This is a genomic window from Blastochloris viridis (assembly GCF_001402875.1).
GTDB classification, from domain to species: domain Bacteria; phylum Pseudomonadota; class Alphaproteobacteria; order Rhizobiales; family Xanthobacteraceae; genus Blastochloris; species Blastochloris viridis.
Genome location: NZ_CP012946.1, coordinates 807,172 through 820,721 on the forward strand (window position 1 = coordinate 807,172; position 13,550 = coordinate 820,721).

At 65.5% G+C, this 13,550-nt stretch carries 12 protein-coding genes; 7 read left to right on the forward strand and 5 right to left on the reverse strand.

What is annotated here, in order from left to right; translation table 11 throughout:
* Window positions 1–235: 235 nt before the first annotated feature.
* Window positions 236–775, reverse strand: a complete 540-nt coding sequence (gene mog, locus BVIR_RS03585) for a molybdopterin adenylyltransferase (RefSeq protein WP_171841639.1) — start codon at window positions 773–775, stop codon at window positions 236–238.
* Window positions 776–823: 48 nt separating this feature from the next.
* On the opposite strand from mog, the gene cobF reads away from it, so the two are divergent.
* Window positions 824–1,588: a precorrin-6A synthase (deacetylating) gene (cobF, locus tag BVIR_RS03590; protein WP_055036468.1), complete on the forward strand. Its 765-nt coding sequence runs from the start codon at window positions 824–826 to the stop codon at window positions 1,586–1,588.
* A 53-nt stretch (window positions 1,589–1,641) separates the two neighbouring features.
* On the opposite strand, the gene BVIR_RS03595 is transcribed toward cobF, so the two are convergent.
* A complete protein-coding gene (locus BVIR_RS03595; protein WP_055036469.1) occupies window positions 1,642–3,594 on the reverse strand; it encodes a PAS domain-containing protein in 1,953 nt (650 codons plus the stop codon).
* Window positions 3,595–3,737: 143 nt separating this feature from the next.
* On the opposite strand from BVIR_RS03595, the gene BVIR_RS03600 reads away from it, so the two are divergent.
* Window positions 3,738–4,502, forward strand: coding sequence for a Crp/Fnr family transcriptional regulator (locus BVIR_RS03600; protein WP_055036470.1), 765 nt, complete (start codon window positions 3,738–3,740; stop codon window positions 4,500–4,502).
* A gap of 73 nt (window positions 4,503–4,575) precedes the next feature.
* Here BVIR_RS03600 and ilvD read toward each other — a convergent pair whose 3' ends face one another.
* The 3 genes from ilvD to BVIR_RS16240 all read right to left on the reverse strand — a co-directional run bounded on the left by ilvD (window position 4,576) and on the right by BVIR_RS16240 (window position 8,348).
* Window positions 4,576–6,426 (reverse strand): dihydroxy-acid dehydratase, encoded by a 1,851-nt coding sequence (gene ilvD, locus BVIR_RS03605; protein ID WP_055038655.1) that lies wholly within the window; start codon window positions 6,424–6,426, stop codon window positions 4,576–4,578.
* A 180-nt stretch (window positions 6,427–6,606) separates the two neighbouring features.
* Window positions 6,607–7,044 (reverse strand): hypothetical protein, encoded by a 438-nt coding sequence (locus tag BVIR_RS16635; RefSeq protein WP_145911875.1) that lies wholly within the window; start codon window positions 7,042–7,044, stop codon window positions 6,607–6,609.
* Complete coding sequence (locus BVIR_RS16240; RefSeq protein WP_082416639.1) at window positions 7,044–8,348, reverse strand: AAA family ATPase; 1,305 nt, start codon at window positions 8,346–8,348, stop codon at window positions 7,044–7,046. Before BVIR_RS16240 ends, BVIR_RS16635 begins: the two co-directional genes overlap by 1 nt.
* Window positions 8,349–8,901: 553 nt before the next feature.
* Between BVIR_RS16240 and murA the strand changes: the two genes are divergently transcribed.
* The 5 genes from murA to BVIR_RS03630 all read left to right on the forward strand — a co-directional run bounded on the left by murA (window position 8,902) and on the right by BVIR_RS03630 (window position 13,262).
* Window positions 8,902–10,191 carry a UDP-N-acetylglucosamine 1-carboxyvinyltransferase gene (murA, locus tag BVIR_RS03610; protein ID WP_055036471.1) on the forward strand — a complete coding sequence of 430 codons (1,290 nt, stop codon included), beginning with the start codon at window positions 8,902–8,904 and terminating at the stop codon, window positions 10,189–10,191.
* A 154-nt stretch (window positions 10,192–10,345) separates the two neighbouring features.
* On the forward strand, window positions 10,346–10,825 hold the full coding sequence (locus BVIR_RS03615) for a DUF2948 family protein (protein WP_055036472.1): 480 nt from the start codon (window positions 10,346–10,348) through the stop codon (window positions 10,823–10,825).
* A gap of 151 nt (window positions 10,826–10,976) precedes the next feature.
* Window positions 10,977–12,278, forward strand: coding sequence for a histidinol dehydrogenase (gene hisD, locus BVIR_RS03620; protein WP_055036473.1), 1,302 nt, complete (start codon window positions 10,977–10,979; stop codon window positions 12,276–12,278).
* Complete coding sequence (locus BVIR_RS03625; RefSeq protein WP_055036474.1) at window positions 12,275–12,763, forward strand: UPF0262 family protein; 489 nt, start codon at window positions 12,275–12,277, stop codon at window positions 12,761–12,763. Before hisD ends, BVIR_RS03625 begins: the two co-directional genes overlap by 4 nt.
* A 4-nt stretch (window positions 12,764–12,767) precedes the next feature.
* Window positions 12,768–13,262: an arsenate-mycothiol transferase ArsC gene (locus BVIR_RS03630; protein WP_257720205.1), complete on the forward strand. Its 495-nt coding sequence runs from the start codon at window positions 12,768–12,770 to the stop codon at window positions 13,260–13,262.
* Window positions 13,263–13,550: the final 288 nt, after the last annotated feature.

Sequence of the window (13,550 nt, forward strand, 5' to 3'; positions counted from 1 at the left end):
TCCTGGAAACAAGTTCGCGAAAATCCCTTTGCAAAGAAGGGGATTTCCGGCGACCGGAATACAGTTCTCCGGCCTGATCGGCCGGAAACCGTATAAGGAGCGGTCGCAACACCGCGTCTTGAAGGATGAGGCGACGCTGCCGGCCGCCTTCGGCCCATGCTTCGAGACGGCGGCTTCGCAGCCTCCTCAGCATGAGGCCGAGAACGGTCGCTCCTCAGGGCCACCGATATAACGGCTATCCCTTCGGCCGGAACGCCGCGCAGCGGGCGGGGTCGGTGTCCAGCCGCGCCGCGCCGATCAAATCGAGGCAATAGGGAATCGCCGGGAACACCGCGGCGAGGCACAGCCGGATCGAGGCCGGCTTGCCGGGCAGGTTGACGATCAGCGAGGCGCCGCGGGTGCCGGCGGTCTGGCGCGACAGGATGGCGGTCGGCACCTGCTCCAGGCTTTTAAACCGCATCAGCTCGCCGAATCCCGGCAGTTCCTTGGCGATCACCGCGTGCGTTGCCTCGGTGGTGACGTCGCGTGGTGCCGGCCCGGTGCCGCCGGTGGTCAGAACGAGATCGCAGCGCTCATTGTCGGTGAGGTCGATCAGGGTGTCGCGCACGCTCTCGAAGCCGTCGGGAATGACGCGGGCGATGGCCTGCCACTTTGAGGTGAGGATCTCGGTGAGATAGGCTTCGATGGCCGGGCCGCCCTCGTCGCGGTAGAGGCCCTGGGACGCGCGGTCGGACACGGTGACGATGCCGATTTTCGCGATGGCGCTGGGGGTCATTGCCGGCCTCCTTGATGGCGGGAGCGCCTGCACTTAAACGGAACCCGCATGAAAACCATCCTGCTCATCGGCATCGGCGCCGGCAATCCCGCCCAACTCACGGTGGAGGCGATCGACGCGCTCAATGCCGCCGACGTGTTCTTTGTGGTCGATAAGGGCGCGCGCACCTCGGACCTGATCCGGCTGCGCGAGGAGATCTGCGCCCGCTTCATCACGGCGCCGCGCTACCGGGTGGCGAGCATCCCCGACCCCAAGCGCGACCGTGCTCCGGCCGATTACCTTGCTGCGGTCGAGACTTGGCACCATGAGCGGGCGGTGGCCTATGAGACGGCGATCACCGATGAGCTCAAGGACGGCGAGACCGGCGCCTTCCTGGTGTGGGGCGACCCGGCGCTCTACGACAGCACCATCCGCATCCTCGACCAGGTTTTGGCGCGCGGCGTCGTTGCCTTTCGTTATCGCGTGATTCCCGGCATCAGCGCGGTGCAGGCGCTGGCGGCGGCGCACCGCATTCCGCTCAACAGCATCGGCGGGGCGGTCCACGTCACCACCGGTCGCCGGCTGGCGGAGGCGGTGCCGACCGAGGCCGACACCATCGTCGTCATGCTCGACGACGGCCAGGGCCTCGCCGGTTTCCCGCGCGATGAGTTCGACATCTATTGGGGCGCCTATCTCGGCACGGCGGACGAGGTGCTGATCGCCGGGCCGGCGAGCGATGTGGTGGAGGACATCCTGCGCCTTCGCCGCGACCGCCGCGCCGCCAAGGGCTGGATCATGGACATCTTTCTGCTGCGCCGTCACGAGATTCCGTAAGGCGCAAGAGCGTCAGCGCATCCCGCCGGCGTGGCTGTTGCCCGGCTGAGCCCTCAATGCTCCAGCCGGCCGTGGGGCACGGTGATCTCGACCGTCAGGCCCTCGCGCGCCCAGGCGTGGGTGATGTCGGCGCCGAGCTGGGCGGCGGCGGCGCGTTCCGACATCAGGGTGCCGAAGCCCTTGCGGGTCGGTGGGCCCTCGACCGGCGGGCCGCCGCGCTCCTGCCAGACGATGTTATAGCTGTCGGCGGTGTCGGTGCAGGTCAGCGTCACGGTGCCGTCCGGCGTCGACAGCGCGCCGTACTTGACGGCGTTGGTGGCGAGTTCGTGGACGAGCAGCGCCAGCGCGGTGGCGGCGTGGACGCCGGTCGAGACGTCGTGGCCGGACAGGGTGATGTGGCTGCGGCCGTTCTCGCGATAGGCCACCAGCAGCGTTTCCAGCAGGCCGAGCACGCTCTGCCGGCCGGGCTGGCCGGCGGCGCCGCGCGGCGGGCGGACGTAGTCGTGGGCCTGGGCCAGCGCCTCGATGCGGGCGCGCACCGCATCGGCGAATGGCCGGGCCTGGGGGTCGACCCGCGCCGACAGCGTCACCAGCGAGTTGACCACCGCGAAGATGTTCTTGATGCGGTGCGACAGCTCGCGCGAGATCAGCTCGCGCTGCTCCTCGGCCATCTTGCGGTCGTGGATGTCGGTCGAGGTGCCGAGCCAGCGTTCGATCTCGCCGGCCTCGTTGCGCAGCGGCAGCGCACGGCCGAGCGTCCAGCGGTACTCGCCGTCGAAGCGGCGCAGGCGATACTCGATGTCGTAGGGCTCGCCGGTGGCCAGCGCGTGCTGCCAGCACGACCAGCCGCGTTCGGCGTCGTCGGGGTGCAGCACCGCGCGCCGCATCTCGCCGTCGACCATGCCGCGCGGAAAGCCGGTGAACTCGTACCAGCGGTCGTTGAAGAAGTCGTAGCGGCCGTCGGGCTGCGCCGACCACACCATCTGCGGCATGGTGTTGAGGATTTCGCGCCAGCGCCGCTCGTTGTGGGCCAGCATCTCCTCGGTCCGCTTGCGCTGGGTGATGTCCTGAACGGTGCCGACCAGGCGGGGCGTGCGGCTCCCAACGTTGGGCTGGCCGTCGATTCGGCCGATCGAAGAGATCCACACCACCTCGCCGTCCGGCTTCAGCATGCGGTATTCGTGCTGAAGGCGGCCGTCGCCGGCGGGGTCGAACGCGGCGCGCACCTTGCGCGCGGCCTCGTCGCGGTCGTCCGGGTGGATATGGCCGCGCCACACCGCGGTCGGGATCACGCCCTCGCCGTCGAGGCCGACCATGGTGCGGCAGGCCGCGGTGCAGGTGAGATCGCCGTCCGCGCCGTTCAGCCACCACAGGCCGAGGCCGGTGGCGGCGGCGGCGAGGTGCAGCATCTCCTCGGCCTCGCGGCGGCGTGTCACCTCGGCGCGCAGGTCGATCTCGCCTTCGACCAGCGCGGCGAAATCCGCCAGCACCGCCACCGCCTCATCGCTCCAGGGGTGGGGCTCGATGTCGACGGCGCACAGCGCGCCCAGCACCTGGCCGTCGCGATCGCGAACCGGGACGCCGAGATAGGCGGCGATGCCGAGTTCGCGCATCGCCGGGTTGGCGGCCACCACCTCGTGGGTATCGACATCCTCGACGCTGAACGGCGCGTCGCGGGCGACGACGTGCTGGCAAAAGGCGTGGCTGAGGGGGGTGCCGCGCCGGCTGGCCCACGGCTCGGCCAGGCCGAACGCGCTCTTGAAGAACTGGCGGTGGTCGTCGACCAGCGAGAACAGCGCGATCGGCACGCCCAGCGTGCGCGCCACCATGCGGGTGATGCGGTCGAACCGCTCCTCGGTTTCCGAATCAAGCAGGCCGGTCTCGGCCAGGGCCCGGAGGCGGGCGCCCGCTGTAACCTGCTCGGGCAGCGTTCCGTTCGGCGCAGGATTTCGAGACTCGCGGCCCGGGGCGGCTATCCCTTGGCGGAGGATCGGAGCCTCACTCATGTGTCACCTGCAAATCGGAATCTTGAAAGATATGTTCTGTTGTAGACAGACGCGGGAAAACCGTCTGCCCACTTGTGAACGTTCGATCGGTCCTTGCATTATTCCGCCTCTTCCGCTCCGTTTCGAACTTGGCTGCAGACTCCGTGAGCAAACAGACATCCGACCGGGCCGGCGATGGGTTGGCAATCCGCGGCAACAATCTGTTGGCCGCGTTGCGGTCGAACGACGCCGCCTTGCTGGGGCCGCTGGCCCAGGAACAGGTGCTGCGGGCGCAGACGGTGCTGTACGAGCCGGGCGACCGCGTCCGCTTTGTGTATTTTCCCTGTGGCCCCAGCCTAGTCAGCTTCGTGGTGCCACTGCAAGACGGCCGTGCGGTCGAGATTGTGACGGTCGGCCGGGAGGGGGCGGTCGGGGGCATCGTCAGCCAGGGGCAATTGTCGGCGTTTTCCCGCACCGTGGTGGTGGTGGGCGGGCCGTTTCTGCGCATCGAGGCGGCTCACCTGGAGCGCGCAAAGCTCGCTTCGCTCGCGCTGCGGCATTTGTTCGCGCGCTACGCCGATTGCCTGCTGGCGCAGGTGTTCCAGTCGGTGGCCTGCAATGCCGCCCACACCATCGAGCAGCGGGCCGCCAAGTGGCTGCTGGCGGCGTTGGACCATACCGGCGAGAGCGAGGTGCCGCTGACGCAGGAGCAGTTCGCCGCCATGCTCGGCGTCGGCCGCAGCTACATCAGCCGGGTGGTTCAGACGCTGAAGGCGCAAGGCGCGCTCGCCACCAGCCGCGGCAGGCTCCGGATCAGCGATGCCGAGGTGCTGCGCGGCCTGACCTGCGGCTGCAACGACGCGGTTCGCGCCCATTTCGAGCGGGTTCTCGAAGGTGTTTATCCTGCTGAGGAGGACGCCGACGCGTGACTCCAACGGCCCCCGATGCTGACGCCTGGGGCCGTTGAAACTCGCAGATTTTCGTCGTTGTCGTGCCGCGCGCTCAGCGCTTGAGCGCCTTCAGGTCGCGCACCGCGCCGCGGGCGGCGCTGGTGGTCATCGCCGCATAGGCCTGCAGCGCCGCCGAGACCACCCGGCTGCGCGCGCTGGGCTGCCAGGCCTTGTCGCCGCGCGCGTCCATGGCGGCGCGGCGGCGTGCGAGCTCGGCCTCAGGCACGGCGAGGCGGATCGAGCGCGCGGGAATGTCGATCTCGATCGTGTCGCCGTCCTCGACCAGCGCGATCAGCCCGCCTTCGGCGGCTTCCGGCGAGACGTGGCCGATGGAGAGGCCCGAGGTGCCGCCGGAGAAGCGGCCGTCGGTGATCAGGGCGCAAGCTTTGCCGAGGCCCTTCGACTTGATGTAGCTGGTCGGGTACAGCATCTCCTGCATGCCGGGGCCGCCGCGCGGACCCTCGTAGCGGATCACCACCACGTCGCCGGCCTCGACCTTGCCGCCCAGGATGCCGGTCACCGCGTCGTCCTGGCTCTCGAACACTTTCGCCGGGCCGGCGAAGGTGAGGATCGAGGCGTCGACGCCGGCGGTCTTGACGATGCAGCCGTCGCTCGCGAGGTTGCCGGCGAGCACGGCGAGGCCGCCATCCTTGGAGAAGGCGTGCTCGAGGTCGCGGATCACGCCGTTGGCGCGGTCGGTGTCGACGGCGCCGAACCGCGCCTCCTGGCTGAAGGCGACCTGGCTCGGCACTCCGCCCGGCGCGGCGCGATAGAAGGTGTGCACCGCCTCGCTGTTCGAGCGCGCGACATCCCAGCGGTCGAGCGCGGCGGCAAGGGATTCGGCGTGGACGACGCGGGTCGAGGTGTTGATCAGGCCGGCGCGGTCGAGCTCGCCGAGGATGGCCATGATGCCGCCGGCGTGGTGGACGTCCTCGACATGGACGTCGGCCACCGAGGGCGCCACCTTGCACAGCACCGGCACCCGGCGCGACAGCCGGTCGATGTCGGTCATGGTGAAGTCGACGCCGGCCTCAGACGCGGTGGCGAGCAGGTGTAGCACGGTGTTGGTCGAGCCGCCCATGGCGATGTCGAGCGTCATGGCGTTCTCGAACGCCTCGAACGTCGCGATGGCGCGCGGCAGCACCGAGGCGTCGTCCTGCTCGTAGTAGCGGCGGGCGAGATCGACGATCAGGTGGCCGGCCTCGACGAACAGCCGCCGGCGGTCGGCGTGGGTTGCCACCACCGTGCCGTTGCCGGGCAGCGACAGGCCGAGCGCCTCGGTGAGGCAGTTCATCGAATTGGCGGTAAACATGCCCGAGCACGAGCCGCAGGTCGGGCAGGCCGAGCGCTCGATGGCCGCGACGTCGGCGTCCGACACCTTGTCGTCGCCGGCGGCGATCATGGCGTCGATCAGATCGACCTTGTGGGCCTTGCCGGCCAGCGTCACCTTGCCGGCCTCCATCGGCCCGCCGGACACGAACACCGCCGGGATGTTGAGCCGCATCGCGGCCATCAGCATGCCGGGGGTGATCTTGTCGCAGTTGGAGATGCACACCATGGCGTCGGCGCAGTGCGCATTCACCATGTACTCGACGCTGTCGGCGATCAGGTCGCGCGAGGGCAGGCTGTAGAGCATGCCGTCGTGGCCCATGGCGATGCCGTCGTCGATGGCGATGGTGTTGAATTCCTTGGCGATGCCGCCGGCTGCCTCGATCTCGCGGGCCACCAGCTGGCCGATGTCCTTCAGGTGGACGTGGCCCGGCACGAACTGGGTGAAGGAGTTCACGACAGCGATGATCGGCTTGCCGAAGTCGGAGTCCTTCATGCCGGTGGCGCGCCACAAGCCGCGGGCGCCCGCCATGTTGCGGCCGTGGGTTGAGGTCCGGGAGCGATACTGAGGCATAATCATTCCAATCCGAAGCGCGAGGCCGCGCACCATGCCTTGATCCGCCAAACGGGGCAACGTCGTGATGGACGCGCCGGCCGAGCCTTCTTCTTCCCCTCTCCCGCAAGGCGCTGCATCATTCAGGGATCTGATTTATTCATCAAATGCCAATAGATTAGCTGGCGGCCCGCGTGGGTCTCAATAGGGGCCATCAATTGCGGCTGCCTTTTCTATGTCTAGCTCACGTTTATCACAAATGACATGAAATCCAGATTTGTATTCCCTTGCGCATTTCGTCTTAGCCTTGGCGACGAAACTGTCAAAGCGGGGGTAACGGCTGCAAATCACTAAGAAGCCCACGGTTTCCTTCAACAGAGGCTTCACCTCAGGCCGCTTTGCGCTTGCCAGTAGCTGTTCGCACGCGTGCTCAACGTCAGTGCCTTTCAGTTCAACGAGCACTGAGGTTGCATCCTTGCTGACAAGGTAGTCAGTTCGTATTCCAGAAATTACAAGACAGCCATCGATTTTTGTCACATCAAAATTGTGGCGAGAGCTATTTCTGAAAATAACCTTTCGCTTGTTTTCTTCAACCTTTACCAAAGAATGCTTAACTTTGCTGGTGCATCTGGCGCTCATCACAATTCGCTCTCTATCTTTAAGAGTTTTGAAAAATCCATCGATATTTGTTCTGATATCGCGTCTAAGTATCTCCCGTCGATCAAGCCGTCCTCGTCCATAATGTAACGAAATTTTCCCTCTTCAATGCAATAGGCAGAAACTTGATCGTCTGTTAACCAGCACTCGCGCGGAACGATGGAGTTTATTTCTGTGTTCTTCTTCTTGCGACGAGCAAGCTGGCCAGCCTTCAAAAACACATTAAGTTGACTCATTATATAGGGGCTGTGAGTTGTGATCACCAATTTCCTGCTTACTTTGCCTCTGGCAATAGAGCTAATTAGAAACTCCATGAGGAGACTTTGAGCGGATGGAAATAGATGAGCCTCCGGCTCTTCTATGTAAAGAATCTCACCTGAGCGGCGTGAGTTTGGCAAAATTCGACGGCCATCCATTTGATTATAATAGTCAATTAAAGACCACATAGGTAGAAGCTCTTGCTGTCCGCTCGATAGCGATGCGAACGGAACGCGGCGGCCATCATCGGTTGCGACGAATTCTGTTTCGCGGCCAAAATTAATTTCACCACCAAAAAATTTGTTCATATACATAGATCTTTTGTTTATGTATTCATCATCAGAGCCATCCCTTCTAATAAACCTTGAAGGGTGCTGGTCTCTAATACTTGCAAATATACGCGCAAATTTAATAGTAACTTGGTCTAGGCTGCCAACTTGCTCAAGGCCTGCCACAAGCCGGCCTATGCTGGTGAAAAATGCGCGCCCAGCAGGAATGAAGGTCTGCCTGCTAACGAAGGCACCCTCTAACGCAACGGCGATTCGATTCGTTATTGCTTCCCTCAGGCGCCACGATTTTTCAAAACTTACTTGCATTAAAGCGTCTGAATCGAGGTTTTCCCTTTCATTGGATTTTTCAAAGAGTTCGGCGGCGGCTCGATACTCTTTTTCAAACCAAGGGGAGAATGCAAACGACACTTCATCCTGAAGCTTTCTAGCTTTGCTTCGACGAAGAACGCGGGCGGTGAATGGTCCGTTTGTATAGTTTATGATAAATCTATGGCAGCCCCAGGCGCTCGCCGGAAACCAAATGGCGAATTGCTTCGATAGCGCCCTCTTGAAGTCTTCAAAGGATTCGCCGCGTTCGGCAAACTGAGGAAAGTTCATAAGGATGTCGTTCAAGAAATAAAGAAGCTTTGTTGTAACGCTCTTTCCAGATCCTTGTGGGCCAATGATGATGCTGACTGGCGCAATTTCAAAGGTCGCAGATGCGATGCAGGAAAAATTTGAAATAGAAAGCGAGGCCATTGCCTGTCCTTGAAGCGCGACGAAAAGTGTAATGCGGAAGCTAGACCGGAATTTCGCTGCTATGCAACCCGTATCGTAACCGCCAGCGCGAACACGGACGGCATATTCGAGATCGATGCCGGTTGGGTTAGGACGTCGGCTTTGTGTCAAGCCGTCACTAGCTGTCGCCCGTAATTGGCTCCTTGGTACCGATCGCGGGAGATCGGGTGGTCTCGATCAGGCTTTCCGCTAGGTCCATGTATAACAAGCGTCTGCATTAGCCGGATTGGCATGGGCTTAATGATTGAACTCATGCGGCAATTTAGATCCGTGAACGCCGCAACCCGCAAGGGGCGAGAAGAGCGCGGCTCCGGGTCGCGGATGTTCCGAGCGGATCAAATGGAAACCGCACAACACCTTGCGCCCCCGGCCGGCCCCACCTTGCGCCCCCGGCCGGCCCCGCCGCGGGCTTTGCCATTGTTTCGCCGGCTGAGCCGCGTTAGAGGGGCGGGTCCGGCGTCTGCTGGCAGTTTTCTACCTCTTGTTTCTAGCTCTTGGCGCATCGGAGGCCGCTTTGGACCGTATCCGCATCACGGGCGGCCGCCCGCTCAATGGCATCATCCCGATTTCCGGCGCCAAGAACGCGGCGCTGCCGCTGATGATCGCCAGCCTGCTCACCGAGGACACGCTGGTCCTCGACAATGTGCCGCGGCTCGCCGACGTCGCCCTGCTGCAGCGCATCCTCGGCAATCACGGCGTCGACGTCATGGTGCCGGGCCGGCGGGCCGGGGAGGGCGAGGAGGCGGCGCAGACGCTGCAGCTTTCCGCGCGCACCATCGTCGACACCACTGCGCCCTACGACCTGGTGTCGCGCATGCGCGCCTCGTTCTGGGTGATCGGCCCGCTGCTCGGCCGGATGGGCGAGGCGCGGGTGTCGCTGCCGGGCGGCTGTGCCATCGGCACACGGCCGGTCGATCTCCACATCCTGGCGCTGGAGCGGCTGGGGGCAAAGATCGACATCGAGGCCGGCGACGTGGTGGCCTCGGCCAAGCGCGGGCTGAAAGGCGCCGAGATCTTGTTCCCCAAGGTCTCGGTCGGCGCCACCCACACCGCGCTGATGGCGGCGGTGCTGGCGGACGGCGAGACCGTGATCGTCAACGCCGCCCGCGAGCCGGAGATCGGCGACGTTGCCGCCTGCCTCATCAAGATGGGCGCCCGCATCGAGGGCATCGGCACCTCGACCCTCACCATCCGCGGCGTGGGAAAGCTTGCCGGCACCCGTCATGCCGTGCTGCCCGACCGCATCGAGACCGGCACGTATGCCATGGCGGTGGCGATGACCGGCGGCGACGTGCTGCTGGAGGGCGCCCGGCCCGAGCTGCTGAAATCCGCGCTCGACGTGCTGGCGGCGGCCGGCGCCGAGATCATTCTCACCGACCAGGGCATCCGGGTCCGCCGCAACGGCGGCGCCATCCTGCCGGTCGAGGTCACCACCGCGCCGTTCCCCGCTTTTCCAACCGACCTCCAGGCCCAGCTGATGGCGCTGATGACCCGCGCGAGCGGCACCTCCGTCATCACCGAGACCATTTTCGAGAACCGCTTCATGCACGTGCAGGAGCTGGCCCGGCTCGGCGCCCGCATCCAGCTCGACGGCGAGCGCGCCACCATCGAGGGGGTCGACAAGCTGAAGGGCGCGCCGGTGATGGCGACCGATCTGCGCGCCTCGGTGTCGCTGGTGATCGGCGGGCTGGCGGCCGAGGGCGAGACCACCGTCCATCGCGTCTACCACCTCGACCGCGGCTTCGAGCGGCTGGAGAAGAAGCTGTCGCGCTGCGGCGCCGATATCGAGCGCGTCAGCGGCTGAGCGGAACAACTCCGTAGGATCATTGCCGGACACGGCCATTCCTGACTTGAACCCCGCCATGGGCACCAACATATCGAGTGCGAACACCGCGCCGGGGCGGCTCTCCCTCCGGCGAGAGCGGTTCAGGACAGCGCATGCGAACCGGGTCGTTCCGATGGTTGATCTCTTGAAGCTCGCCGCCCTGGACGCCGACGATCTGGAGACGATCTCGGCCCATCTGCAGGACGCCACCGTCACGGTGGGCGACATGGCCTACCTGCCGCACGAGCGGCGGTTCGCCATGGTGGTCAACCGCTTCGACTGGCTGGCGGCCAACAATGCCAGGCCCGAATATCGCCGCCGACGGTCGGGGCTGCAGATCCATCGCGTGCTGCGCGCCGCCACCCACGGCTTCTCGCCCTGCGACAGCGACCGGGTGCTGAACCTGCTCGCCATCACCTTCACCCCCGGCGCGGCGCCGTCCGGCACCGTCACGCTGGTGTTCTCCGCCGACGCGGCGATAAGGCTCGAGGTCGAGTGCATCGAGGCGGCGGTGTCGGATCTCGGCCCGGTGTGGTCGACCGAGGCGCTGCCGACCCACGAGGAAATCGCCTGCGGCGCGAGCGCTGTTTCACACAAGGCGCGGGCGGGCTGACAGCCGCGGGACCGATGCTCTAAGCGTTTGGCCCGCCGCTTTTTCTTTCGCAGACGTGAGTCCCGTTCCTGGCGAAAATGCTCTAAAGCCTCCCGGATTGGCCAGCCATCCGGGTTGGAATTTGCCGTTCGAGTTCTAGAAAGTCGACGTCATGCCTCTTCGTCTTGCCACCACTCAAGTCGACTTCGCCGCGCGGTTCGACGCGTTCCTCCTGACCAAGCGCGAGACGGCCGCGGACGTCGAGACGGCGGTGAAGGCGATCCTCGCCGACGTCGAGGCGCGCGGCGACGACGCCCTGATCGAGTATTCGCGGCGGTTCGACCGCATCGATCTTGGCGAAATCGGCATCCGGGTGCCGCAGGCCGAGATCGACGCGGCGCAAAATGCCGTCGACCCGGAGACGCTCAAGGCGCTCGAACTCGCCCGCGACCGCATTCAAGCCTACCACCAGCGCCAGCTGCCCAAGGACGACCGCTGGCGCGACGATATCGGCGTCGAGCTCGGCTATCGCTGGACGGCGGTCGAGGCCGCGGGACTGTACGTTCCGGGCGGCACCGCCGCCTATCCCTCCTCGGTGCTGATGAACGCGGTGCCGGCCAAGGTCGCCGGCGTGCCGCGCCTGGTGGTCACCGTGCCGGCGCCGGGCGGCGTGCTCAACCCCCTGGTGCTGGCGGCGGCCAAGCTCGCCGGCGTCGACGAGGTCCACCGCGTCGGCGGCGCCCAGGCCATCGCCGCGCTGGCCTACGGCACCCAAACCATCCGCCCGGTCGCCAAGATCGTCGGCCCCGGCAACGCCTATGTCGCGTGCGCCAAGCGGCTGGTGTTCGGCCGCGTCGGCATCGACATGATCGCCGGGCCGTCCGAGGTGCTGATCATCGCCGACCGCGACGGCAACCCGGACTGGATCGCCGCCGACCTTCTGGCCCAGGCCGAGCACGATGTCTCGGCGCAGTCGATCCTGATCACCGACGATGCCGCGCTTGCCGATGCGGTGGAGGCGGCGGTCGAGCGCCAGCTCGGGACGCTGTCGCGGGCCGGGGTCGCCGCCGCGTCGTGGCGGGATTTCGGCGCCATCATCACCGTACGCGACCTCGAAGAGGCGCTGCCGCTGGCCGACCGTATCGCCGCCGAGCACCTGGAGATCGCGACCCAGGACGCCGAGGCGCTGGCGGCGCGCATCCGCAATGCCGGCGCCATCTTCCTCGGCCACCATACCCCCGAGGCGATCGGCGATTACGTCGCCGGCTCCAACCACGTGCTGCCGACCGCGCGCTCGGCGAGGTTCTCCTCCGGGCTCGGCGTGCTCGACTTCATGAAGCGGACCTCGCTCCTCAGGTGCGACGCCGGGGCGCTCAAGGCGCTCGGCCCCGCCGCCATCGCGCTCGGAACGGCCGAGGGACTCGACGCCCACGCCCGTTCGGTCGCGATCCGTCTCAACCTGGATCGGGCATGACCACGCTCGCGCGCGCGCCCAGCCAGCGGCTGGCGGCGATCACCATCGACGAGGACTCGATCGGGCGTTCCTCGCCCGACATCGAGCACGAGCGGGCGACCGCCATCTGCGACCTGCTCGACAACAACGAGTTCACGCCGATCGGCTATGATTGCGGCCCCTACGAGCTCAATCTGTCGATTCAGGACAATCGCCTGGTGTTCGACATCCGCCGTGCCGATGGCGTGCCGGTGGTGGCGCACCTGTTGTCGTTGACGCCGTTCCGGGGGGTGGTGAAAGACTATTTCATGGTCTGCGACAGCTATTACGAGGCCATCCGCACCCAGACGCCGAGCCAGATCGAGGCGCTCGACATGGGGCGGCGGTCGCTGCACAACGAGGGCTCGGAACGGTTGGCGGAGCGGCTGAAGGGCAAGGTCGAACTCGACTTCGACACCGCGCGGCGGCTGTTTACGCTGATCTGTGCCTTGCACTGGAAGGGGTGAGTCGGTGACGACCGGGAGCGAGCGGTTCGGAAGCGCCCCGGCCGCGATCCGGCAGCCGCAATCGGTTCTGTTCGCCTGCCGGATGAACACCGTCCGCTCGCCGATGGCGGCGGCGATCATGCGCCGCTATTTCCGCCGCCTGACCTACATCGCCTCGGCCGGCATCATCAAAGGCGAGCACGATCCGTTCGCCGACATCGTGATGGCCGAGATCGGCATCGATATGTCCAAGCACAAGCCGATGACGTTCGAGGAGCTGGACGAACTGGAGGGGTTCAACTTCGATTTGGTGGTGTCGCTGTCGCCGGAGGCACACCACCGCGCCATGGAGTTGACCCGCACGCTGTCGGTCGACGTCGAATACTGGCCCACCCCGGAGCCGGACTGTCTGGGCGGCAACCGCGACCAATGCCTCGCGGTCTACCGTGAGGTGCGCGACCTTTTGGTGCGACGGATCCGCGCAAGGTTTGTCGGAACGCCGGGCAATTCAGACCAATAGGCCGCGTTTTCAGGTGCCGGAATAACCTTTCTGATTTCGCACGACCGCGTCTCGAAGGATGAGCGACGCTGACGGCGGCCCACGGTTCGAGACGGCTGCGGCGCCGCCTCCTCACCATGAGGCCGAGAAAGGTCGCTTCTCAGGGCCACCGCTATGAGACGTCGCAGCCAGCCGGGATTTGGCCGAAACGCTTGAATTTCCCGCCGGTGTGCGCGAAGCCGTGTTCCGACGCCGCAGCGGTCTCGCCGCGGTTGCCGCGTCGCCGCCCTTGCGCCTCCGGTCCGCGCG

Bases quoted from the DNA above. Each gene is read 5' to 3' on its own strand.
- BVIR_RS16240 (WP_082416639.1), bottom strand. From the start codon at position 8,348: ATGGCCTCGCTTTCTATTTCAAATTTTTCCTGCATCGCATCTGCGACC.
- hisD (WP_055036473.1), top strand. From the start codon at position 10,977: ATGCCTCTTCGTCTTGCCACCACTCAAGTCGACTTCGCCGCGCGGTTC.
- BVIR_RS16635 (WP_145911875.1), bottom strand. From the start codon at position 7,044: ATGAGCGCCAGATGCACCAGCAAAGTTAAGCATTCTTTGGTAAAGGTT.
- ilvD (WP_055038655.1), bottom strand. From the start codon at position 6,426: ATGCCTCAGTATCGCTCCCGGACCTCAACCCACGGCCGCAACATGGCG.
- BVIR_RS03615 (WP_055036472.1), top strand. From the start codon at position 10,346: ATGGTTGATCTCTTGAAGCTCGCCGCCCTGGACGCCGACGATCTGGAG.
- mog (WP_171841639.1), bottom strand. From the start codon at position 775: ATGACCCCCAGCGCCATCGCGAAAATCGGCATCGTCACCGTGTCCGAC.
- cobF (WP_055036468.1), top strand. From the start codon at position 824: ATGAAAACCATCCTGCTCATCGGCATCGGCGCCGGCAATCCCGCCCAA.
- BVIR_RS03595 (WP_055036469.1), bottom strand. From the start codon at position 3,594: ATGAGTGAGGCTCCGATCCTCCGCCAAGGGATAGCCGCCCCGGGCCGC.
- BVIR_RS03625 (WP_055036474.1), top strand. From the start codon at position 12,275: ATGACCACGCTCGCGCGCGCGCCCAGCCAGCGGCTGGCGGCGATCACC.